Raw genomic sequence first — 23248 nt, forward strand, 5'->3', positions numbered from 1 at the left:
TAAGGTGCAGTACATATGAATGAGTGGTTTTATTTTTTTTGCTTCTTATTATATTGATCAGCTAGTAATTGTTTCACTTGATTATATGTTAATCCTGAATCTGCATTTTGTTTTTTTACCTCTTCAATATCAGTTCCAGCTATCGTTAATTTTTTCTCATCCACTAAAATCAACTCCAAACATTTGATGTATTCAGTTTATTATGTAGTATAGTTTGTTTAATTATTCTGATACTATAGGTGATTAATACATCGGAGGTAGAAAATTGTCTTTTTTATTTAGTGATCATTCTTTAACTTTTCTTGACTGGATGTTAAGAGCAACTGTAGGATTTATTTTTATGTTAATTAGTGTGAAAATATTAGGGCAAAGAACTATTTCACAAATGAGATTGCTGGATTTTGTTGTTGTCCTCATCGTAGGCAATATCATTGCACATCCTTTATCAGATGAACAATTATCATTAACAGATTCCTTTATTTCAATAGGTGTTTTAGTCATCTTATATTTAATTTGTAATTATTTAACGTTTAGATCAAATAAGTTTAAACATTTTGTGAATCCACATCCATTGCATCTAATCTCTAATGGAAAGATACAATATCAGAATTTAAAAAAAGCACGAATTACCATCGATGAATTACTTTCAGAGCTCAGAAAGGAAAAAATTGATGATCCGAAGAAGGTTGCTTTGGCATGTTGGGAAGCTGGTGGTTTTATTTCAACATTTTTATATCCGAAATATGAGCACCCAACAAAAGAAGATCTTCAAATAAAAGAGAAACCATTTCATTTTAATCAACCGATTATTAAAGATGGAACAATTGAACAAGAAGTTTTGACGAAAATGAATAAGGATTCAAGTTGGTTAATCGAAGAATTAAAACAGACATATCATGTTCAAATCAATGAAATATTACTAGCAACTTTAAATGAAAATGATAAGATAGATATATATTTATATAAATAAAATCGAGGTTGTTTTCATGTTTGAAGTACTACTTAGAGTTTGCGGATTTGTAATGGGAATGATTTTTAGATTCATAGCAGAGATACTAGTTGAAGTCATTTTCCATTTTTTATTTGAAAAACTGTTTGGAAAATTATTTGAGAAGCTAGGCTTTCCAATACAAAATAAAAATGAAGAGTTAGTGTTAGGACGAATAGCAGTACTTGAAGCCGAACCATGGTTTGACTCTTATAAAATTTATACGATGGAAATGTTGCAAAGAAACAGTATTCGAAAATACATTTTAAAATGTAATATGAATGAAATTCTTACAAATGAAGAAAAACGCATCGAATTCTTAAATGAATTAGATCGCAAGCTTTTTGATTTGAATAAAAATGGATTAAGAACAAAAAAAACGAGCCAGTATTAATGGCTCGTTTTTTATTATTTCTTATATACTTTTACCGTTACCGTTTTAACTCCCCAATTAAGGGCTTTTTTCTGATTTGGGATAAATACGTCGATTTTATTTCCTTTAAGTGCGCCACCAGTATCGCCTGCAATAGCGTAACCGTAGCCTTCAACATAAACCTTCGAGCCTAATGGAATAACCTTAGGATCAACAGATATAACTTTTAAATCAGGATTCTTTTTTAAGTTTAATCCTGTTGCTGTTTTACCACTGCAACCTTTACAGCTGCCTGTATAAGCAGACGCTTTCATTTTTAACACTTTAACAGGTTTTGCAGTTGTTGAAGTTGTTTTCGTAGTTGTGCTTTTCTTAGCTGGTTTAATTTGTAGTACCTGATTAATATTTATACGGTCTGATTTTAACTTGTTCCAATATTTTAATTGAGAAACAGTTACCTTATGTTTTTTTGAAATTTGCGATAAAGTATCACCAGACTTAACCTTGTAAGAGTAAGCATATGTATGATTTGTAAATCCCATTGTTAGAAAAACAGTAGTAACAAAACATGTTATCATTTTTTTCATATTTTTCGCTCCTGTCTCTTTCTATGTTTCATACTTTACCATGGAAATGTGACAGTGAGATTTCAAGAGTTTTTAGATTATATTACAATTATATTACTTTTGACATATTAGAAATATATGGAAGGGAGTGTAAATAGCCTTACAGTTTCGACATAAAGTAAAATAGTAAACAATTATTCTGTTCAAGTCAGATAATTAGACTAAATATTTAGAATAATGTATAATGTAGAATGTAAATACATAATCAATAAAGGTGGGATAGTATGTCAACGAATACGTATTCATTAACGTGGGATTTAGATGTGTTTTTTAAAGGCGGGAGCGAGTCTCCAGAATTTGCACAATACATAGAAGAGATTAGTAGTCTATTAGAAAATCTTGAACACCAAGTGTCACAATTTAAAGCACCAAACAGTAGTAATGAAGTAGAAGAATTACATAATGTTATTGTTAATATTCAAGCGGTTGGAAAAAAATTATCACAAGCCAGTGGTTTTGTAAGTTGCTTACAAGCTCAAGACATGGCCGATCAAAAAGCGAATTTGCTTCGTGGAACTTTAACAGCATTATATGCGAAATTCTCGACGACATTAACTACGTTCCATGATCAATTAACAAAGGTAAATGATAGTGTATGGACTGAAATTTTGGAAAGTGACGATTTTAAAGAAATTTCATTTGTATTAAATGAACGTCGTCAAAACGCAAAAGAATTATTATCAGTAGAACAGGAGTCGTTAATTACAGCACTTTCAGTAGATGGATACCATGGTTGGGGTCAAATGTACGACACTGTAGTTGGAAAAATGCAAATCGAGCATGATGGAAAAACATTATCTGTTGGTCAAGCATCGAATCTGTTTTCAGCTAAAGAGCGAAATGTACGTCAGGAGATTTTTGGTAAATGGGAAGAAACATGGGGTAGTGAAGCAGATTACTTTGCAAAAATCTTAAACCATTTAGCAGGATACCGTTTAAGCGTTTACAAACAAAGAGGATGGGATAATGTTTTAAGAGAGCCGCTTTCAATTAATCGAATGAGCCAGGATACACTTGATGCAATGTGGGGAGCCATTACTGACAATAAAGCTCCATTTGTTGAATATTTAGAACGAAAAGCAAAAATATTAGGTGTTGAGAAATTAAGCTGGTATGATTTAGATGCTCCAGTAGCAGATACAGATTCTAGCGTTTCTTATTCTGAAGGTGCAGAATTCATTTTAGATCAATTTAAACATTTCGGTGATGAATTAACTGATTTTACGAAAATGGCTTTTGAAGATTCATGGATCGAAGCTGAAGACCGTTCTGGAAAACGTCCAGGCGGATTCTGTACTGGATTCCCTGAGAGCAGTCAATCTCGTATTTTTATGACGTTCTCTGGTACTGCTTCAAATGTTTCAACTTTAGCACATGAACTTGGTCACGCCTTCCATTCATATGCAATGAGGGACGTTCATACACTTAATAGATATTATGCGATGAATGTAGCAGAAACAGCGTCAACTTTTGCAGAGATGATTGTTGCTGATGCAGCAGTTAAAAATGCAAGTACAGATGAAGAACGCTTAGCACTATTAGAAGATAAAGTACAACGTAGTGTTGCATTCTATATGAATATTCACGCACGTTTCTTATTTGAAACACGATTCTATGAAGAACGTAAAAATGGCATTGTTAGCAAAAATAGAATCAATGAATTAATGGAAGAAGCACAAAAAGAGGCATATTGCGGAGCTTTAGAAGAATACCATCCACATTTCTGGGCATCAAAGCTTCATTTCTATATTACTGGCGTACCTTTCTATAACTTCCCTTATACGTTTGGATACTTATTCTCATTAGGTATTTACGCGAAGGCGTTAGAAGAAGGTAAAAGCTACGAACAGAAATATATTGCTCTTTTAAAAGATACAGCTTCTATGACAGTTGAAGAATTAGCACAAAGACATTTAGGTGTGGATTTAACAAAACGCGATTTCTGGGAAAGTGCAGTAAAACTTTCATTGAAAGACGTTGAAGAATTCTTATCCCTTACTTAAATGATAACTTTTTGGAGAAGAGGACTCGTTTCATTGCGAGTTCTTTTCCTATTTGTATTACTTTTATTAAAAATAGATAAGAAAACACGGAGGGGTTTTAATGTTTGCCTCTTTAGTCAGGGAGTGACTAAATGATGAAAAGTTTATCGTTTTTAAAACCATATCGCTTAACAATGGGTGCTGCGATATTTTTTTTACTAGTCGAATTAGTAGTAGAACTATATCAACCATATATTCTATCGAAAATTATTGATAAAGGGATTTTAAACAATGACTTGGCCTACGTAACGAAGTGGGGAATTGTCATGCTGATTCTATCTATCGTCGCGTTTATAGGTGGAGTATTGAATACATTTTATTCAACCCATGTTAGTCAAAGCTTTGCGTTTGGAATACGTAAGTCATTATTTGAAAAGGTCCAAACTTTTTCATTTACAACCTTTAATTTTTTACCGACATCTTCCTTAATTACAAGACTCACAAATGATGTAACACAATTACAGAATACTGTGTTTATGAGTTTGAGAATTATCCTAAGAGCCCCGCTCATGGTAGTGGGTAGTGTAATCATGGCACTTATTTTAGATTGGAAACTTTCGTTTATTTTATTCTTTATATTGCCATTATTATTTTTCTTTTTAAATTGGATGGTTCAAAAAGGAAGAGAACTGTTTAAGAGGGTACAAGAAAACGTAGATTCAGTGAATAGTGTTCTTCGAGAAAATTTAATGGGAATGAAATTAATTAAAGCATTTGTGCGAAATGATTTCGAAGACGAAAAATTTCAAGTGATTAATAATGATTTAAAAAGGAAAACAGCTACTGCACTTAAAACGATGGAAGTGACAATGCCGGTTCTATTACTATTTATGAATGCTTCAATATTAGTCGTATTGTGGTATGGGAATAGTAAAGTTCATTCTAATCAATCTAATATTGGTGAGATTGTTGCAATCGTTAACTATATATCAAGAATTACATCTACTTTTTCTGTATTTTCATTTATCATCATGGCTTTTTCAAGAGCTAGAGCATCTTCAGAGCGAATTGAAGAAGTACTTACAATTGAAGAAGACTTTATTGAAAAGAATGAAGGAAATAAGCTAAGAAATCGAATTGAAGGTAAAGTTCAATTTCATGACGTTTCATTTCATTATCCAAATACAGAAAATGATGTATTACAAGATATCTCTTTTGTTGCATATCCGAAAACTTCAATTGCGATTCTAGGATCTACAGGTGCTGGGAAAACTTCATTATTTCAATTAATTCCACGTTTATATGATGTAAGCGAAGGGAATATTTTAATTGATGATCAAGATATTCGTAAAATGAATAGTAAAGAGCTACGCGGTCAAATTGGTTATGTTCCTCAAGAAGCATTATTATTTACTGGAACAATTAAAGAGAATTTATTAATGGGTAGAGAAAATGCCTCAGATGAAGATGTTTATACCGCTGCAAAACACGCTCAAATACATGAAACAATTCTTTCGTTCCCTTACGGATATGAAAGTAAAATAGGTCAAAAGGGTGTTAATTTATCTGGTGGACAAAAGCAAAGACTTGCAATTGCAAGAGCATTATTAAGAAAGCCTAGTATTCTATTATTGGATGATAGTACGAGTGCGTTAGATTTAAAAACAGAAGCAAAATTAATTCAATCTTTAAAGGAATATGATTGCACTATTTTTATCATTACGCAAAAAATCAGTTCAGCTAAAAATGCAGATAATATATTGATTATTGATGATGGATGCTTAGTTGAAGAAGGTACACATGATTCACTGCTGGATTCGTCTAAGCTGTATAAAGCAATTTATTATTCACAATATGGAAGGGAGGATATTCCTAATGCTAAAGGAGCTAACTAAACCTTTCCAATATAAACATATTCCGTTACAACTAAAGAAAAATGATAAGGAAAAGTCGAGAGCAAGAAATGTTTCTGGAACCTTAAAACGAATATGGAGCTATTTATCATTTATGAAAGCAAAACTTGGCCTTGTTTTATTTTTAGTTTTCATAAGCTCTGTATTAGGTTTACTTGGGCCGGTATTAGTGGGATATGCAATCGATCATTTCATTATTAAAAATAATTTACATGGTTTAAATATGTTGATTGTTTCGCTTGTTTTTATTTATTTGGGTTATTCAGCATCTTTATTTCTTCAAAACTATTGGATGATTGAAATTGCTCAAAATACAGTTAATAAAATGAGAACAGAGCTATTTAAACAATTTCATAAATTACCAATATCGTTTTTTGAAAAAAGACAGCATGGGGAATTAATGAGTCGCGTTACCAATGACTTAGAGAATGTAAGCTCAACTTTAAACAGTTCTGTGATTCAAATTTTCTCGAGTGTATTGACTTTAGTTGGAACAGTTTCAGTCATGATTTATTACAGTCCCCTCTTAACTCTCTTAACATTATCAATTGTACCTATATTAGTAGTTGGCATTAAGTGGATTACAAATCGGACGGGACAACTATATAAGATTCAACAAAGAAATCTTGGTGAAATGAACGGGTTTATCGAAGAAACGATTTCGGGTCAGAGAATAATTAAAACCTTCTCTCAAGAAGACAAAATGATTCGCGATTTCCTTGTTAGAAATGAAAAACTAAAAACGTCAGGATTTTGGGCGTTGATTTTTGCAGGTTTCATTCCAAAGTTTATGAATGTATTAAATAATGCAAGCTTTGCAATAATAGCAGGTATTGGTGGATATTTTGCATTTAAAGACATCATTTCAATTGGTACGATTGTTATTTTTACTGAGTATTCAAGACAATTTACGCGACCCTTAAATGATTTATCGAACCAATTTAATACGCTACTGTCTGCAATTGCTGGAGCAGAACGTGTATTTTCAATTCTTGATGAGGATGTTGAGGCAATCGATGAAACAAATATTATCGAACATCGCAAAGAAATTAAAGGTGATGTTGAGTTTAAGAATGTTTGTTTTTCATATGGAAAAGATAGTAATACTTTAACAGAAGTCTCATTTAATGCGAACTCAGGAGAGACAATTGCCTTAATTGGACCAACTGGCGCTGGAAAAACAACGATCGTAAACTTACTTTCGCGCTTTTATACAATCAATAGTGGTGATATACTCATAGATGGTGTGAAAATTGAAAATTATTCAAGGAAAAATTTGCGTGAACAAATGGCGTTTGTTCTTCAAGACTCATTTTTATTTAAGGGTACCATTCGTGAAAATATTCGATATGGCCGCCTTAATGCTTCAGATGAGGAAGTAGTAGAAGCTGCAAAACAAGCAAATGCCCACAATTTTATCACCAAAACTCCTAATGGATATGATACAATTTTACAGCAAGATGACGGACAAATTAGTCAAGGGCAAAAACAACTTCTCTCTATTGCAAGAGCCATATTAGCAAATCCTGCAATTTTAATTTTAGACGAAGCGACAAGTAGCATCGATACAATTACAGAAATTAAAATTCAAGAAGCATTGCTTAGACTAATGGAAGGTCGAACTAGCTTTGTCATTGCACATCGATTAAATACTATAAAAAATGCTAATCAAATTCTAGTTTTACAAGACGGAATGTGTATTGAGAGAGGAACACATGACGAATTACTAAATCAGCAAGGATTTTACTATGAATTAGTGAATCATCAAGGGATGAATGAAGATCAGCATATACAATAAAGGGTGGAAATATGGACTACAATTCATTTAAAGAAATTATTCACGGTAGAAGAAGTATTCGTAAATATACTGATCAGCCAGTTTCGAATGAAATCATTGAAGAGATTATTGATTGTGCACGCTATGCTCCAAGTGACACAAACTCACAAACTTGGGAATTTATTATTATTAAAAACACTGATAAAATTAAAAAGATTGAAGAAATGACATGGGATTCATTGCATGAAGTCGCAGAAAAAGCGAAGGAAAAAGGATTAGAAAAAGAAGGGAAACTGTTAGTCCGTTCTTTTGGTCCCTATGCTACAGCGTTTCGTGAAGCACCAGTTTTAATTATTTGTTTAGCAACACCATACGAGTCTAAGTTCCGTACAAAAATCTTTGATCCGATTGGATTTGTTGAACCAGAGGTTTGGACAGAAGAAGGAATTAAAAGTAGTTGTTTAGCATCACAAAATTTAATGCTAGCAGCCCATGCATTAGGATTAGGTACTTGCCCAATGACTGGTCCGGTTTTATTAGCACAAGATAAGCTAAGAAATTACTTAGATATTCCAGAAAATCGTGAAATCAATATGGTTATATCACTAGGGTATCCTTCTGAAGCAGCTAAAAAATTAGCTCGTAAAGAAGTATCTGAGATTATTCGTTATGTTGAATAAATATTTATATTGATAAAAGAGAAGATAAATTCTTCTCTTTTTTTTGTTGTTTTTCTATATCAAATACAAAGAAATCGGTATTTTGGAATAATATTACAATTGAATTTATATTTACACATATGTATAATGATTCGAGTGAATTATAAATAATAGATTTTGTTATTCGAAAGGTGTTAACAACATGGGTCAATCAAAAAAATTAGGGGTACTAGCCTTATCATTTCTAAGCATAAATTCAATACTTGGATTACGAAACATTGCATTTGCTTCGACAATTGGACCATCTGCCATGTTTTATTGGATTATTGCAGCAATAATCTACTTTATACCGCTTGGTTTAATTGTCGCAGAACTATCAACTACTTATCCAAATCAAGGTGGAATGGGAGTATGGGTTCGTAAAGCTTTTGGTGAAAAAGCTTCATTTTTATGTTCATGGTTTTTTTGGATCGCAAATTTTACTTATTATCCATCACTTTTATTAACTACTACAATTGCAATTGCATATGGAATCAATCAACCTGGCATCGCAAATAATCCTATGATAACAGCAATCATATCAAGTATTATATTTTGGATTGTCACTTTACTAACTTTAAAAGGTACTAAGATGAGTGGGAGACTAGCTGCAATCGGAGCTCCATTAGGTGTATTAGTACCTGCTATCTTAATTTTCGGATTTGGAATTTACAGTATGCTTAGCGGAGAGACAAGTGCGACTAACTTTACAAGTGAAACAATTATGCCAAATAATTTATCATTTGGTACAATTATGTTTTTATCTACACTAATGTTTGGTTTTTCTGGCGCAGAAATGTTAGGAACAATTGCAGGTAATGTAAAAAATCCTCAAAAAACATTTCCTAGAGCAATCTTGATTACATCAATTATTATTGCGACTGTTTATATACTTGCAACGATTGCTTTCCAATTTGTTATAACGATTTCTTCAGATCAAACGGCAACGGCATTGTATTTATTTGCTGATAAAATTACGAATCAATTTGGACTTAATATCTCATTATCTCAGATTTTAGGTATTTGTTTCGTTTTAGCATTTGTAGGGTCTCTATCATTTTTAATATTAAATCCAAGTGTAATGATTGCGGAAAGTGCAAAGGAAGTTTTACCTAAAAATCTACTGAAAAAAAATAAAGATGGTATGCCAGCAACTCTTGTGAAGGGACAGGCGATTGCAGTAACACTGATCTTATTACTATCGGCATTTGTTCCAAGTGTTTCATCTGCATTAAATATGTTAATTTTAATGTCCACTCTAGCATTTTTTATTCCTTATGTATTCTTAATCAGTGCATATATCAAGCTTAGAATAACAGAAAAAAACATTGAAAGACCATTTAAAATAAAAAACAACAAAGTTGCCATCACGGTTGCTTTAGTTGGGATACTATCAGTTGTTGGGACAATATTATTAACGTTAATTCCTGCACCTGGAACGACTTTATTAGAATATTTACCAATCGTATTAGGGCCTGTTCTATTTGGTTGCATTGGATTTATTTTATATAGAAATGGAAATTTAGCTAAAAGTAAAAAATAAGAATTAGAAAAACACCCAAATTAGTTAGTAATTTGGGTGTTTTTTGATTGTTTTATAATAAAGAATCTAATTCATCTACTAATGAACCAACATATTCAACCGCTTCTTTAATAGGGGCACTAGTTGTTAAATCAACCCCAGCCATTTTTAATAATTCTTCAGGTTTTTTTGATCCACCAGCTTTTAAGACTTCAATCCATGCATCAATGACAGGTTTGCCTTCACTCGCAATTCTTCTTGAAATAGCAGTAGATGCAGTTAATCCTGCAGAATATGTGTAAGGATATAAGCCCATATAATAATGAGGTTGACGCATCCAAGTTAAACTTGCCCCTTCATCAATAACGACAGAGTCACCCCAGAATTCTTTTAACACATTACCTTTTACTTCACAGAATGTATTAGCAGTTAAAGGAGTGCCTTTTTCAGCAAGTTCATAAACTCTTCTTTGGAATTCACCCTCTAACAGGTGTGTAACAAAATTATGATAGTAAGTACCAAGTAATTGAAGGATGACCCAACGTTTCATTTGTGGATCATTTGTATTTTTAAGTAAATACTGTCCTAATAGCATTTCATTAAATGTAGAAGGGGCTTCAACAAAATACATAGAAGGACGTGTATTGACGACTCTTTGATGTTTGTTTGCATAATAAAAATGTCCCGCGTGACCTAGTTCATGAGCTAGCACAAACGCATTACGCATATTATCTTGCCAGCTAATTAAAATGTAAGGATGAACTCCATAGGGGCTTGAGCAAAATGCACCTGTAGATTTTCCGACATTATCGGAATAATCAATCCAACGCTCATCAAATGCTTTTTCCATGATTGATAAATACTCAGGACCCATTACCTCTAAAGATTTTAAAATGGTTTCTTTTGCTTCTTCATATGTAGTATTTGGATTAAAATCTACATCTAAAGGTGCTTTTAAATCATAAAAATGTAGAGTATCTAGTCCTAGTTGTTTTTTCTTTAAATTAGCTAGTTTGCGCATATGAGGGGCTAATTCATTGAAAATCACAGATAGTTGGTTATGGTACATTTCTAATGTTACTTTATGAGAATTTAATAACATATGAGTCACGCTCTCATATTTGCGTAATTTACTTAAAGCAACTTGTTTCTTTACTTCTGTAGCATAAACAGCTGCATATGTATTTTTATATTGGTTTAAAGTTTTTGTGAAAGATTGATATGCTTCTTTTCGTACAGTATGATTTGGAGAAAATTCATATAAATTTTCAAACATTGCAAAGGAGTTTTCTAATTCTTTACCATTATCATCTACAAAAGAATCAAAAGTTAAGTCTGCTGCTTTGCTTGTTTGGTAAATTCGGTATGGAGCAGAAGTAACTTCGCCTAGTGCAGCTAATGCTTCTTCGGTTTCAGGAAGTAATTGATGTGGTTTTGACTTAAGAATTTCCTCAACATATAATTTGAACACTTCTAATTCATTTTCTTCATTTACATATGTTTCAAATAATGCATTATCTAATTGTAATAGTTCTGATTGAATAAACGTTAAGGTTGTATTTACTTTTGTGCTTAATGCAGAATATTGAAGGCTATCTGATTGGTTTTGAGAATTTGTACCATCCTCAGATTGTCGAAGACCTACATATGCACCGGTTCTTACTAATTTAAGCATAAGAGATTCATATCCTAAAAGCGTTTTAATCAAACTGCTTGCAGATGAAATAACTGAACCTTTAAAAGTAGTTAATTCTACTAAATCTTTCTCTATGTCTTCTAATGCATCAAGCCATTCCAAGCGAGTTTGGAATAAATCTTCAAGCTTCCAAGTCATTTCAGTAGGTACTTCTGAGCGATTAAGGCGTTTGTCTAATGTTTTTTCCATCAAATTTCCTCCTCAAAAATGTATTCTTACGAGTCTATTATACTTTAATAAATGGACAACCTGTGTAAAATTATTCGATAAAATAGAAAATTTAAATAATTTTTGTGCATCTTTTGTCATAATTTTGGTAGAATTATATGTATCTGTTTCAGAATTGTAACAATTTGTCATTTTTTAGAGATTGTTAGAAAGGAGTTAGTTACCATATGAAGAAGAAATTTAGTATTATACTGATTATGTCGATTGCGATATTGGCGCTTACTGCATGTACAATTAAAAAGCCGCCTAAAAATTTACAAATTCAAGGTAGTGGAACATTTGATGAGAAAACATTTACTTTTCAAGTAACTTCTTCTCTTCCAAAAAATGCAAAACTAGATTTTATGATTAAAGATCAAGATAGCAAAAAATCAGTTTATGAAACTACTTTAGTTACGGATGAAAAAGGGTCCGTCGATAAAAGAATCGCTTTTGTTGTTGGAAAGCAAAATTTAGAAAGTCTGATCCTATTTAAACCGGAAAAACAAACAAAGGATATTCAATCGATTTATGGTAAATACGGTCAAAATATTAGAAACAACGCTTTCGGATATCAAACGGGAAAAAAGGATCATGAAAACTATTCATTTATCAAGTTATATGGGACTTTTATAAAGTATGGATCTCTATTAAAAGGAGGAGATGTTATATTTGATAAAAAACCTCTAAAAATAGAAGTAGGAGGGTAGATGCACAATTTTTATAAAAAGATTGTGTAAGTGAATATGATACAAACTAGTAAATTAATTACAAAACATATCCTTCAATTTTTGTTAACGATTGTCGGAATTGGATTCATTACTGCTTTATCATTTAGTGTTTTTTTACCAAATGGTGACCGGTTAGCTGAATTATGGAATCAATTACAAATATTTTTTTGGAGCTTTTTTTATTTTAAAGATTTAGAAGTTCTCATGAATGTCCAAGAGCTGGTTTATGTACCATTTTATACTGTTTTGAAAGATCCTTATGTCTATTCTTTAACAATCTTATTTGCTGCGTTTATTTGTTCAATCATCGTGGCTTTACTACTTTCTTATATGACATACTTGGCACCTAAAATTGTGAAAAAAATAATTCATAGTTTACTATTTTTCCTTCAATCAATCCCAGATGTTGTGATGATTGCAGGCTTACAAATATTTTTATTTTGGCTATTTAATAAAACAGGAGTCATGATTATTGATCCAGTAGCGGGTCTTGAGAGTAATGTTTACGTGCTACCAATTTTCGTGGTTTCTATCATTCCAACAATCCAATTATTTCAAATGATTTACTTATCAATTAATGAAGAAGAAATAAGAGAATATGTTGAGTATGCAAGAGCAAAAGGATTATCGAGATCGTGGGTTTTAGTAAGACATATTTTACGAAACGTAACAATAACTTTACTTACTAATACGAAATTAATTTTTTGGGTGATTATTTCTAATCTATTCATTGTAGAGTATTTATTAAACATGAAAGGGTATTTTTCATTTTTATTTAAAAATATGAATTCCCCAGAAATATTTTTTATGTCGCTTGTTTTACTATTTATTCCTTTCTTTATATTAGACGTATTCTTTAAATATATCGTAAATCGATTGAGAGGAGTAAGTGAGTACATATGAAAAATTTAAAACAGTACTTACCAATTTTAATTGGTTGTTTTATGATTATCGGTTTAATCGCATTTAGTTTTATATATACTTACTTTATTAAGGATACATTAAAGCCACCACCAACATTTCTGTATAATGATGAAGGGAAAATGATTGGCACTTACGGATATCCGCCAAGTTTAACCTATCCATTTGGTGTTGATCGTTTAGGTAGAGATGTATTTTGGATGGTAGTAGACGGTGCAAAATTTACAATTGCAATTGCTTTAGTCGTTGCTTTTATACGTGTTGTTTTCGGTATTTTATTTGGTTTATTTTTTGGATTTACAGGAAAGAAATTTGAAATGATTGTCAGTCCATTGATCAATGCATTTCGTTTCGTACCTGCTGTAATCATCGTTCTTCCAATATTTCAAATGCTGCAATTTGGAATAGGTGAAAATCAGTTTAAAACAATCAGCCTCCAAATATTATTGATATCTTTTATTGCGATACCGATTTTGACTAGTACGATCGGAGACGAGGTAAGGGAATTTTTGAAGAATGATTTTATCTTAAGCTCAAAAGTTATTGGTGCAGGTAATATGTGGTTGAGAAGAAAGCATGTAATTCCATTTCTTCGTACAAGAATATTGTTATTGTTCGTCCAACAAACAATTCAAGTATTATTCTTATTAACTCAATTGGGTGTTTTTAGATTATTTATTGGTGGAGTTGTTACTTATTATTTAGATGATGGCGATGGAAGAAAAATGTCAAAGGCGAATGAGTGGGCAGCAATGATTGGCAGTAATTTCTTTGAACTGTCAATTGATCCTTGGGTCATTATTGGACCAAGTATCGCATTTATTGTAACGATTTTTGCTTTTAATTTAATTAAATTAGGAATTGAAAGAATCATTCATAAACAACCAGCACCAACTACACAATTAAAACATAATTCTGTTAAGGATTTTGGTTCATTGAGTGATTTCGATTTTGTAAACAAAACTGAAGTAAAAACAGATTTAATGAAGGAAGACCAATCTTCGTATATATTATCAAAGTAATAAACAGCGATTATTCGCTGTTTTTTTTTTGGGTTCTTTTTATTCAGTTAGTTTCAATAAAGTGTTGTAGCTTTGAAGTCTGTACTTAGCATTTTAACGAAACATCTATTTATGAGAGTATTAAATGCAAAGTGCCATAAACTCTTGATTCCGCAACAGTCACAAATAAAACCAGAAATGCGGTATTTTAGAACGGGTGAACTTTTAATAGACCAAATAATAGGTATTGCATTGGGCTTATTTACTTTACTTTTTTCATTAATTTGTAGAAGTACTAACGGATGATCTTGAACACAAACGTTTCTCTTCGGTTTACAACTTTATTTATACATTTCTAATTCAATTAACGGATGTATGAGTTGAAGAATGTTTTCGGTAGTCTATATTATTGCAGATTTGTTAACAAAAAAATATAAGATATCATTGAATAGCAAATATACAAATATGAGACTAAGTGAATCATTGGATAGGTTACTTCTTTTGGGGATAATATAAATTATTAACAATAAGAGAGGTATCTCATGGAGAAAAATTGGTTCACTGACAAAGAACTTGAAGATTACTCAAACAAGGGGATTTTGTCTGATAAAATAGTGAAAGAATTGCGCGAATTAAGAGAAAAGGATAAACAGAAAAAATCATCAAAGAGCCCTTAGTTCTTTACAAAGCATTAGTTGTATAACTTTTAGAGGATCATCACTTGATGATCCTCTATTATATTAAAAAGGACTATTTGACTGTAAAAAAGAATAATAAAAAAGGGTACGATAAAATTTAATTTTATGAGAGGTGGAGATCCTTGAAAGTACATGACTGCCCTAAGTGTAATACCTATAGTGGAGAATGTGTGATTGTCATTCAAAATGCTCCGACTTTTACAGATGAGTTATTAAAGTGCAGCAATTGTTTATGGAGCGGTAAGTGGTCTGACATGATAGTACGGGAGCTCAAATTGCCGGAAATTCCAGGCGGGAAATCTAACACTGATGTCGAACCAATTACTGATTATTATGTAATTCATTCAGATCAAATCCGAATTACATATACAGGAGGTTGTTGTCCTCATTGCGGTGGAGGTGATCCCTTATGTTGGTGCATGACGTTATAAACGATTTCTGAGAGCGTTTAACTCGAAATTGTCATTTAGAGTAGTGAGGGTGAGAAATCATCCAATTAATTCAAGAACGGGCAAAAACTTATTATGTTGACTATATACCCCTCGTGGTATATTATGTGTTTGTAAGTTGTTTGTTGCTGATGAATAAAATAAGTAGACCTTTAATAATTAGTTTTTAGTTTATCTTTTTAAAATGAGTAGTTAATTCTTTGATAGAATATTCTATGAAGGAAATGTTACCGGAAAAGGAGGGATATAAGAATTGGAATATAATGATCAAATGAAAAATAGAGTAAAGCGTATTGAGGGACAGCTTAGAGGGATTTTAAGGATGATGGAAGAAAACCAAGACTGTAAGGAAGTCATTACACAGTTGTCTGCAACAAGAACTGCAATTGATCGAACAATTGGAGTAGTCGTTAGTTCAAATTTAGTAGAATGTGTTCGACATGCTGAAGAAACTGGTGAGCGAAGTACAGAGGAATTAGTTAAAGAAGCAGTAAACTTACTTGTAAAGAGTCGATAAAAAAAAGAGTGATCACGCTCTTTTATTTAATTTCTTATATACCCTTATGGGTAATTGTGGTATCGGAATTTAGAAGATTAGTCTTTAAATTACTGATTTTAAGGAAAAAAATTTAGAATTAAAAATACCCTATAGGGTAAAAAGAGGAGAAGTAAACATGACAGATATGAAAAGGACAACAATTGTGTTATTCAGTGGTGATTACGACAAAGCGATGGCAGCCTATATAATCGCAAATGGTGCAGCTGCGTATGATCATGAAGTGACAATCTTTCATACATTTTGGGGATTAAACGCTTTACGAAAAGACGAAGATATTCTCGTGAAAAAAAGCTTTATGGAAAAAATGTTTGGTAAAATGATGCCTAAAGGTGCAGAAAAGATGGGATTATCCAAAATGAACTTTGCAGGAATTGGTCCTAAAATGATTAAGGGTGTTATGAAAAAACATAATGCAATACCACTTATTAATTTGATTGATATGGCTCAAGAACAAAATGTAAAACTAGTTGCGTGTACAATGACAATGGATTTACTTGGTCTTCAGCAAAAAGAATTATTAGATAATATTGAATATGCAGGGGTAGCTGCATACCTTGCAGATGCCGAAGAAGGAAATGTAAATTTATTTATCTAAAACGATGAAACAAATGTGAAATTAAGGAGGAAGTACGTTGGAAGTCATCAAATATTTAGTTATTGGAATATCCATATTTCTTATCATAAAGCAGTTTTTTCCTGTAAAAGGGCTCAGACATATTTCAACAATTGAATTGAAAAGTGAACTAAAAGATAGAAATAAACAGTTTATAGATGTTAGAACTTCAGGGGAATATAATGCAAATCGGATAAAAGAATTCAAAAATATTCCGCTTCATCAGCTTAGTCAGAAGGCTGAAAAGGAATTATCCAAAAATAGGGAAGTGGTAGTCATTTGTCAAAGTGGAATGAGGAGTCAAAAAGCGGGCAAAATGTTAAAAAAAATGGGCTTTAAAAAGATTACAAACGTAAAAGGCGGCATGAATACATGGAAATAGGAGGAGATCTAAGATGAAACAAATAACACCAAAAGAAGTGGAAGAATTATTAAGTAAAGGCGAAAAATTAAATATTGTTGATGTGAGAGAAGTAGAAGAATTGGAGTCTGGTAATATACGAGGGATATTAAATATTCCACTTGGTTTATTGGAATTCCGTATGCACGAACTTGATAAATCAAAAGAATACATTCTTGTATGTCGATCAGGTGGTAGAAGTGGTCGTGCCTGTCAGTTATTGGATAGTCAAGGATATAATGTGATGAACATGACTGGTGGCATGTTGGAATGGGAAGGCGAATTAAACTAATTTTTTATCAATTAAAATACCCATATGGGTAAATGGAGGCGTAATGAATGAGCTTAATAAAAATAGATTTATTAGTCGATGCAAAAGGATTAGCATGCCCAATGCCAATTATCAGAACAAAAAAAGCAATGAATGAAATCGAAAAAGGTCAAGTAATTGAGGTGCAAGCAACGGATAAAGGCTCAAAGGCAGATATTCAAGCATGGACGAAAAGTTCCGGTCACCAGTACCTTGGTACACTTGAAGATGGGGGAATACTTAAGCATTACTTACGTAAATCCTTAAATGAAGAAGAAATAGAAAGAAAACATCCTAATGTAACTAGTAACGAAGGGCTTCAGAAAAAAATAGAAGACGGAGAAAAAATCATAATTCTAGATGTAAGAGAATCAGCAGAATATGCTTTTAATCATATCCCAAATGCAATTTCGATTCCTTTAGGTGAATTGAATGAGCGTATGGTTGAATTAAGAAAAGACAGTGAAATTTATATTGTATGTCGAACAGGTAATCGTAGTGATCTCGCATCTCAAACATTAGCTGAGTATGGATTCACAAATATTTATAATGTGGTGCCCGGTATGAGCGCATGGTCAGGTAAAACGAATTCTTTGCATCTATAAGTGAAGGATCAGTTGCAGTTTAACATTCGAAAATGATGGAGACATAACATTTTCTTTTAACAAAGTTTAATTTTTTTACTTTCAAACATACCGTAGGGGGTAATGGTAGTGACAGTTAAATTAATGAATTCAAAAGAAGTGACTAGAAAAGTAATTCAAAAAGAAGCGTTATTTATATTAGATGTCCGTAATGAAAGTGACTTTCAAGATTGGAAGATTGAAGGTGAATATTTTGAATATCTGAATATCCCATACTTTGAACTACTTGACGGTGTTGAAGATATTTTAGGAAAGATACCTTCAGATAAAGAAGTGTTAGTTGTATGTGCAAAAGAAGGTTCTTCAATTATGGTAGCAGACATGTTATCTGAACACGGGATAAATGTTTCATATTTAGAAGGTGGAATGAAGTCTTGGAGTGAGTATTTAGAACCAGTAAAAATTGGCGATTTAAGAGGGGGAGGTGAACTATATCAGTTTGTCCGAATTGGAAAAGGGTGTCTATCCTATATGGTGGTGTCAAATGGTGAGGCAGCAATTATTGATGCATCTAGAATGACATCTACCTATTTAAACTTTGCAAAAGAGTTGAATGTCACAATTAAGCATGTATTTGATACCCACCTTCACGCCGATCATATCTCAGGAGGTCGAGAGATTACGGCTAGTACAGGTGCATCTTATTGGTTACCGCCAAAAGACGCAACAGAAGTGACATTTGAGTATCAACCGCTAGAAGACGGTAATTCAGTACAAATTGGAAGTACTGCAATTGACATTCATGCAATCTATTCACCAGGTCATACAATTGGATCAACCTCATTTATTGTTGACTCATCTTACTTACTGTCAGGAGATATTCTATTTATTGATTCAATTGGTAGACCAGATCTTGCAGGAATGGCTGATGATTGGGTAACAGATTTGAAAGAAAGTTTATATTCACGTTATAGAAAACTTTCAGAAGACTTAATTGTTTTACCAGCACATTTTATGATTATTGATGAGTTAAATGATGACGGTAGTGTTGCAGAAAAATTAGGTGCTTTATTTTCAAAAAATCATGGTTTAAATATCGAAGACGAAAAAGAGTTTAGAAAGCTTGTTACAGAAAACTTACCACCTCAACCAAATGCATATAAAGAAATTCGCGAAACTAATCTGGGGAAAATCACTCCAGATGAGGACAGAAAACGTGAAATGGAAATTGGCCCAAATCGCTGTGCGGTTCGTTAATTAAAAAGACTGATAGGAGGATTAAATAGATGGAATCAACAAAAGTATTAGATGCAAAAGGATTAGCATGCCCTATGCCAATCGTTAAAACTAAAAAAGAAATCAATGAATTAAAATCAGGTGAAGTTCTAGAAATTCATGTAACAGATAAAGGAGCTAAAAATGATCTAACAGCTTGGTCAAAATCAAGTGGTCATGAGTTAATTAAGCATGAAGTAGTCGATGATCATATTTTAAAATTTTGGATCAGAAAAGGCTGAACTAAGAAGGGAACCTACAAATGGTTCCCTCATAAACGGGAGGGAGAATAGATGGAATTAGGATTTATTATAACAATATTTTTAATTGGATTTGTCGGGTCATATATTTCAGGCATGCTCGGAATTGGGGGCTCGATTATAAAATATCCAATGTTATTATATATACCGCCATTATTTGGCATAGCCGCATTTAGTGCACATGAAGTCTCGGGAATCAGTGCAATACAAGTCTTTTTTGCAACAATCGGAGGAGTTTGGGCATATCGTACGGGTGGTTTTTTAAATAAGACATTAATCGCCTATATGGGAGGAAGTATATTAATAGGTAGTTTTATTGGCGGGTTTGGATCGAAATTAATGTCTGAAGGTAGCATTAATCTTATTTATGGGATTTTGGCTTTAATTGCTGCTGTTATGATGTTTATCCCTAAAAAAGGGATCGACAATATTCCACTAGATCAAGTGACATTTAACAAATGGCTCGCAGCGGTTTTAGCATTAATTGTCGGTATTGGTGCAGGAATTGTTGGTGCAGCGGGAGCCTTCCTACTAGTACCAATCATGCTTGTTGTCCTGAAAATACCAACACGTATGACAATTGCATCATCTCTAGCAATCACATTTATCTCTTCGATTGGAGCAACTATCGGCAAGATTACAACTGGACAAATTGAGTATGGTCCAGCAGCAATTATGGTAATTGCGAGTTTAATTGCTTCTCCACTTGGAGCAATGGCAGGAAAAAAAGTAAATACAAAAATATTACAAGTTATTCTAGCATTATTAATTTTTGCAACGGCATTGAAAATTTGGCTTGATATTATATAGAAAACTATTCTTTAACAGCGAACAAACATTTGCTTAATCAATAGTTATATTCTATTTTTTAACATAACACTGCGTTTATTGTTCAATATGAGTTGCTCCGGCAGCTCTTTTTTTGTTAACTCATAATTCGTAATATCTTTTTGAATAATACCAAGAAAGTAAATAAGAATGTTATTTGATATTCATCACATATAATAAGTAAGTTTAGCAATAGATTCTCTAGTCCTATAAATGGAAAATACTCAAAAGAGGTATATAATGGAAATTATATTATAGATAAAATGGATGTGTACTACTGCATGGGGTTTGAGAAAATGAAATTTATTACTGAACATACATATACGAGAGACCGATGATTTTAACGACAGGTGGTGTTGAGTATATATTAGATGCAGTAAAGAATGTCGTAAAATAACGATGATTAATTTTATATGATAGGTGTGAATAGGAATGCGAATAGAACATGTGGCTATTTGGGTAAATGATTTGGAAGGTATGAAGTCGTTTTATGAAAAGTATCTTGATTGTAAGGCAAACAATAAATATCACAATATTGAAAAGAAATTTGAATCCTATTTTCTAACTTTTAAGTCAGGTGCAAGATTAGAAATTATGCGAAAAGTAGGTATTGATCAACCAAATAGAAACAATCAGTTGGGTTGGGCACATATAGCAATCTCTTTAGGAAGTGCGGAATCTGTAAATCATCTGACATCAAGATTAAAAAACGATGGTTACTCTATTGTGAACGGTCCACGTGTCACTGGGGATGGATACTTTGAGAGTGTAATAGAAGACCCGGAAGGAAATTTGATAGAGTTGACTATTTAAGGAAAATAATGTTTTAGCTAGTTAAACAAGAACACATTTCACAGATATTGCATTTTTTTTAACAAATTGTGAATGATTGACAACTAATTTAGTATTTGAAAATAGTATTAAAATGGTATAATAAGTAAAAAAGTGTGAGGTTTATATGGTGAATATCGGGGATATAATCTATCAGTTAGTTGTATTGCTTGTTCTTATTTTTTTTATAATCTTTATTGTATCATTTGTACGTAACTTTAAGAAACGAAATAACCAATTAAAACGTATAGAAGATAAGTTGGATAAATTATCAGAACTAAAATCAAAAAGAGTTGACTAGACCCATTGAACTTACACATGTGTTAGCAATCGATGAACCTAGAATTCTCTGGCCGTGAATGTAAGGATTATTCGATCATTCTTTTGAATTAATAAGCAGACGTAAGGTTCTTCCATTTGGAAGGATCTTTTTGTTTCATTTAATATTAATCCGACATGAACTAATTCCCCAAAACATATACTTTATTGGTTTGTTCACAAAAATGACAAAAAATCTTACTGGAAGATTGAATAGCAAAATCCAAAAAAAGGAAAATAATAGAATTAAAACGAATGTATTACAGTATTAACTAATCGAGGTGATCATTATATGAGTGATAATGAAAAATATGTAGACTGGTTAGATGAAATTGTGAAGCGTCATGAAAAAGAAGGTGGTTTTGACAATTTACCTGGAATTGGAAAACCTTTACCAAAAGAGCATTTAAAGGATGACTTATTAACAACTGTCATTAAAAGATCAGGTTATAAGCCAGATTGGTTATCTAAGCAGAAAAAAATATATGATAAGCTTGAACATATTATGTCGCAGATTAAGTCAGAAGAACATTCTTCAATCATTTCAAAGTTAATAAATGAAGTGAATTATGAAATCAAACAATATAATTTGGGTTGCCCATTTGCGATGCAAAAAAATTATGTAACGAGAGAAAATATTGAACAGCAGCTTTTATTTTGGAAATAGGTAAATTATCAAATTGTAAAAGGGAGTTTGAAATGAACGAACAATTAATTCAATTAAATAGTTTAATCAATTGGTATAAATCATTGCCCTTGAATGATTTAGAGTTAATGAATAAACCAATTGCTGAAGGCAAATTCTCAGTGAAAGAAATTATTGCACATCTTTATAGATGGGATGAATTTTTACTAAACTTCGGTATCCCTTCAATTATTGAAAGTGGCAAAATAGATTTTCCAAATTTTCATGACTATAACCATGAATCTGCAAAACTAGTATCAGAAAAAGGAATTGAAGAAGTCATCACACATGCGATAAAAACTAGAGGAAATCTCGTAAAATGTTTTAATGATCATCAGGAATTTGCACAGAAAGAAATCAGCATGAATGGCAAAACACATAATCCAAATACAGATCAGCATTATACTTTTTATTACTTAATTGAAGATTTTAGTGAGCATGATCAGCATCATAAAAAGCAAATCGAGGATTTTTTACATATTCAAAATTAGAGTCCCAGCAATTGATGACGCAATAGTTATGAATGAACGAATGATGAACGCCCATCGTAAATTGATGTAAGTTAATTTGATGAAGGTGATTTAGAAAATTGAAAGTCAATTGTAAAAGGGAACTGGGCTAGTAAGAATAAATATTTATATAGTATTAGGTGAGGTTATGAAAAGAGAAAGAGTGATATTTGTATTAATCCTATGTATTTTGTTCCTTACGAATGTTCCGAGTATACTGTCTAGTTCAACTGTCATTTTACGCGAAGAAAAAGCAGGTGGATATCAATATCAGATTACACAGGAACAAAAAGAATTTAAATGGAAAATAGGTCACAAAGAAAACATGTTCTACATCATCGAGAGTAAAGAAAATGCTGATTATTTAGATCGTTTTAGAAGAACGGTTAATGATCTTAGTTTGCAAAAATTAGAATTTATTCTTAGTATTTCATATTTAGCTTTTGTTATTATTATTATCTTCATAGTAAAAAGAAAGAAAAAAACAATGCCTT

28 protein-coding genes are annotated in these 23248 nt (G+C 32.0%); 25 read left to right on the forward strand and 3 right to left on the reverse strand.

Annotated elements, in window-relative coordinates:
• Positions 1-29: 29 nt before the first annotated feature.
• Complete coding sequence (locus V7056_RS04510; RefSeq protein ID WP_499699674.1) at positions 30-164, reverse strand: hypothetical protein; 135 nt, start codon at positions 162-164, stop codon at positions 30-32.
• A 101-nt stretch (positions 165-265) separates the two neighbouring features.
• Between V7056_RS04510 and V7056_RS04515 the strand changes: the two genes are divergently transcribed.
• Together V7056_RS04515 and V7056_RS04520 are read left to right on the forward strand one after the other, a co-directional pair.
• Complete coding sequence (locus tag V7056_RS04515; protein ID WP_499699676.1) at positions 266-970, forward strand: DUF421 domain-containing protein; 705 nt, start codon at positions 266-268, stop codon at positions 968-970.
• A gap of 16 nt (positions 971-986) precedes the next feature.
• A complete protein-coding gene (locus tag V7056_RS04520) occupies positions 987-1382 on the forward strand; it encodes a hypothetical protein (RefSeq protein WP_499699678.1) in 396 nt (131 codons plus the stop codon).
• Between the two features lie 14 nt (positions 1383-1396).
• On the opposite strand, the gene V7056_RS04525 is transcribed toward V7056_RS04520, so the two are convergent.
• On the reverse strand, positions 1397-1948 hold the full coding sequence (locus V7056_RS04525) for a 3D domain-containing protein (protein ID WP_192601769.1): 552 nt from the start codon (positions 1946-1948) through the stop codon (positions 1397-1399).
• A gap of 263 nt (positions 1949-2211) precedes the next feature.
• Here V7056_RS04525 and V7056_RS04530 point away from each other — a divergent pair, with 263 nt between their 5' ends.
• The 5 genes from V7056_RS04530 (at position 2212) to V7056_RS04550 (ending at position 9900) form a co-directional block, all read left to right on the forward strand.
• Positions 2212-3990, forward strand: a complete 1779-nt coding sequence (locus V7056_RS04530) for a M3 family oligoendopeptidase (protein WP_499699680.1) — start codon at positions 2212-2214, stop codon at positions 3988-3990.
• A gap of 131 nt (positions 3991-4121) precedes the next feature.
• Positions 4122-5864: an ABC transporter ATP-binding protein gene (locus tag V7056_RS04535; RefSeq protein ID WP_499699682.1), complete on the forward strand. Its 1743-nt coding sequence runs from the start codon at positions 4122-4124 to the stop codon at positions 5862-5864.
• Positions 5845-7680 (forward strand): ABC transporter ATP-binding protein, encoded by a 1836-nt coding sequence (locus V7056_RS04540; RefSeq protein ID WP_499699684.1) that lies wholly within the window; start codon positions 5845-5847, stop codon positions 7678-7680. The genes V7056_RS04535 and V7056_RS04540 overlap by 20 nt, the downstream gene beginning before the upstream one ends.
• Before the next feature lie 11 nt (positions 7681-7691).
• Entirely contained in the window at positions 7692-8339 is a 648-nt protein-coding gene (locus tag V7056_RS04545; protein WP_499699686.1) for a nitroreductase family protein, read from the forward strand.
• A 181-nt stretch (positions 8340-8520) separates the two neighbouring features.
• On the forward strand, positions 8521-9900 hold the full coding sequence (locus tag V7056_RS04550) for an amino acid permease (protein ID WP_499699688.1): 1380 nt from the start codon (positions 8521-8523) through the stop codon (positions 9898-9900).
• Between the two features lie 52 nt (positions 9901-9952).
• Here the strand turns inward: V7056_RS04550 and pepF are convergent, their stop codons facing one another.
• Complete coding sequence (gene pepF, locus V7056_RS04555; protein ID WP_499699690.1) at positions 9953-11764, reverse strand: oligoendopeptidase F; 1812 nt, start codon at positions 11762-11764, stop codon at positions 9953-9955.
• 206 nt (positions 11765-11970) lie between these two features.
• On the opposite strand from pepF, the gene V7056_RS04560 reads away from it, so the two are divergent.
• The 18 genes from V7056_RS04560 to V7056_RS04645 form a co-directional block, all read left to right on the forward strand.
• Positions 11971-12492, forward strand: a complete 522-nt coding sequence (locus tag V7056_RS04560; RefSeq protein WP_499699692.1) for a hypothetical protein — start codon at positions 11971-11973, stop codon at positions 12490-12492.
• A gap of 36 nt (positions 12493-12528) precedes the next feature.
• A complete protein-coding gene (locus V7056_RS04565; RefSeq protein ID WP_499699694.1) occupies positions 12529-13416 on the forward strand; it encodes an ABC transporter permease subunit in 888 nt (295 codons plus the stop codon).
• Positions 13413-14456, forward strand: a complete 1044-nt coding sequence (locus V7056_RS04570; protein WP_499699696.1) for an ABC transporter permease — start codon at positions 13413-13415, stop codon at positions 14454-14456. The genes V7056_RS04565 and V7056_RS04570 overlap by 4 nt, the downstream gene beginning before the upstream one ends.
• 521 nt (positions 14457-14977) lie before the next feature.
• On the forward strand, positions 14978-15112 hold the full coding sequence (locus V7056_RS04575) for a hypothetical protein (RefSeq protein ID WP_499699698.1): 135 nt from the start codon (positions 14978-14980) through the stop codon (positions 15110-15112).
• Positions 15113-15408: 296 nt separating this feature from the next.
• Positions 15409-15564, forward strand: coding sequence for a hypothetical protein (locus tag V7056_RS04580; RefSeq protein ID WP_499699700.1), 156 nt, complete (start codon positions 15409-15411; stop codon positions 15562-15564).
• 271 nt (positions 15565-15835) lie between these two features.
• Entirely contained in the window at positions 15836-16099 is a 264-nt protein-coding gene (locus V7056_RS04585; RefSeq protein WP_499699702.1) for a metal-sensitive transcriptional regulator, read from the forward strand.
• Between the two features lie 157 nt (positions 16100-16256).
• Positions 16257-16736 (forward strand): DsrE/DsrF/DrsH-like family protein, encoded by a 480-nt coding sequence (locus tag V7056_RS04590; protein WP_499699704.1) that lies wholly within the window; start codon positions 16257-16259, stop codon positions 16734-16736.
• A gap of 37 nt (positions 16737-16773) precedes the next feature.
• Positions 16774-17136, forward strand: coding sequence for a rhodanese-like domain-containing protein (locus V7056_RS04595; protein ID WP_499699706.1), 363 nt, complete (start codon positions 16774-16776; stop codon positions 17134-17136).
• A 13-nt stretch (positions 17137-17149) separates the two neighbouring features.
• Positions 17150-17446 carry a rhodanese-like domain-containing protein gene (locus tag V7056_RS04600; RefSeq protein WP_499699708.1) on the forward strand — a complete coding sequence of 99 codons (297 nt, stop codon included), beginning with the start codon at positions 17150-17152 and terminating at the stop codon, positions 17444-17446.
• 47 nt (positions 17447-17493) lie between these two features.
• A complete protein-coding gene (locus tag V7056_RS04605) occupies positions 17494-18069 on the forward strand; it encodes a sulfurtransferase TusA family protein (protein ID WP_499699709.1) in 576 nt (191 codons plus the stop codon).
• 102 nt (positions 18070-18171) lie between these two features.
• Positions 18172-19305, forward strand: a complete 1134-nt coding sequence (locus V7056_RS04610; RefSeq protein ID WP_499699711.1) for an MBL fold metallo-hydrolase — start codon at positions 18172-18174, stop codon at positions 19303-19305.
• Between the two features lie 29 nt (positions 19306-19334).
• Positions 19335-19565 (forward strand): sulfurtransferase TusA family protein, encoded by a 231-nt coding sequence (locus V7056_RS04615; protein WP_499699712.1) that lies wholly within the window; start codon positions 19335-19337, stop codon positions 19563-19565.
• 51 nt (positions 19566-19616) lie between these two features.
• Positions 19617-20393: a sulfite exporter TauE/SafE family protein gene (locus tag V7056_RS04620; RefSeq protein WP_499699714.1), complete on the forward strand. Its 777-nt coding sequence runs from the start codon at positions 19617-19619 to the stop codon at positions 20391-20393.
• Positions 20394-20843: 450 nt separating this feature from the next.
• The gene (locus tag V7056_RS04625; protein WP_499699715.1) at positions 20844-21224 is read left to right on the forward strand and encodes a VOC family protein; all 381 of its coding nucleotides are present in this window, start codon (positions 20844-20846) and stop codon (positions 21222-21224) included.
• A 145-nt stretch (positions 21225-21369) separates the two neighbouring features.
• The gene (locus V7056_RS04630) at positions 21370-21543 is read left to right on the forward strand and encodes a DUF4083 family protein (RefSeq protein WP_499699717.1); all 174 of its coding nucleotides are present in this window, start codon (positions 21370-21372) and stop codon (positions 21541-21543) included.
• A gap of 309 nt (positions 21544-21852) precedes the next feature.
• A complete protein-coding gene (locus V7056_RS04635; protein ID WP_499699719.1) occupies positions 21853-22227 on the forward strand; it encodes a DnaJ family domain-containing protein in 375 nt (124 codons plus the stop codon).
• A 32-nt stretch (positions 22228-22259) separates the two neighbouring features.
• Positions 22260-22736 (forward strand): DinB family protein, encoded by a 477-nt coding sequence (locus tag V7056_RS04640; RefSeq protein ID WP_499699721.1) that lies wholly within the window; start codon positions 22260-22262, stop codon positions 22734-22736.
• A gap of 166 nt (positions 22737-22902) precedes the next feature.
• Positions 22903-23248: hypothetical protein (locus tag V7056_RS04645; protein WP_499699723.1), on the forward strand; the 346-nt coding region annotated here is incomplete at its 3' end.

It is taken from the genome of Bacillus sp. JJ664, assembly GCF_036962205.1.
In the GTDB taxonomy this organism is placed as follows: domain Bacteria; phylum Bacillota; class Bacilli; order Bacillales; family Bacillaceae_G; genus Gottfriedia.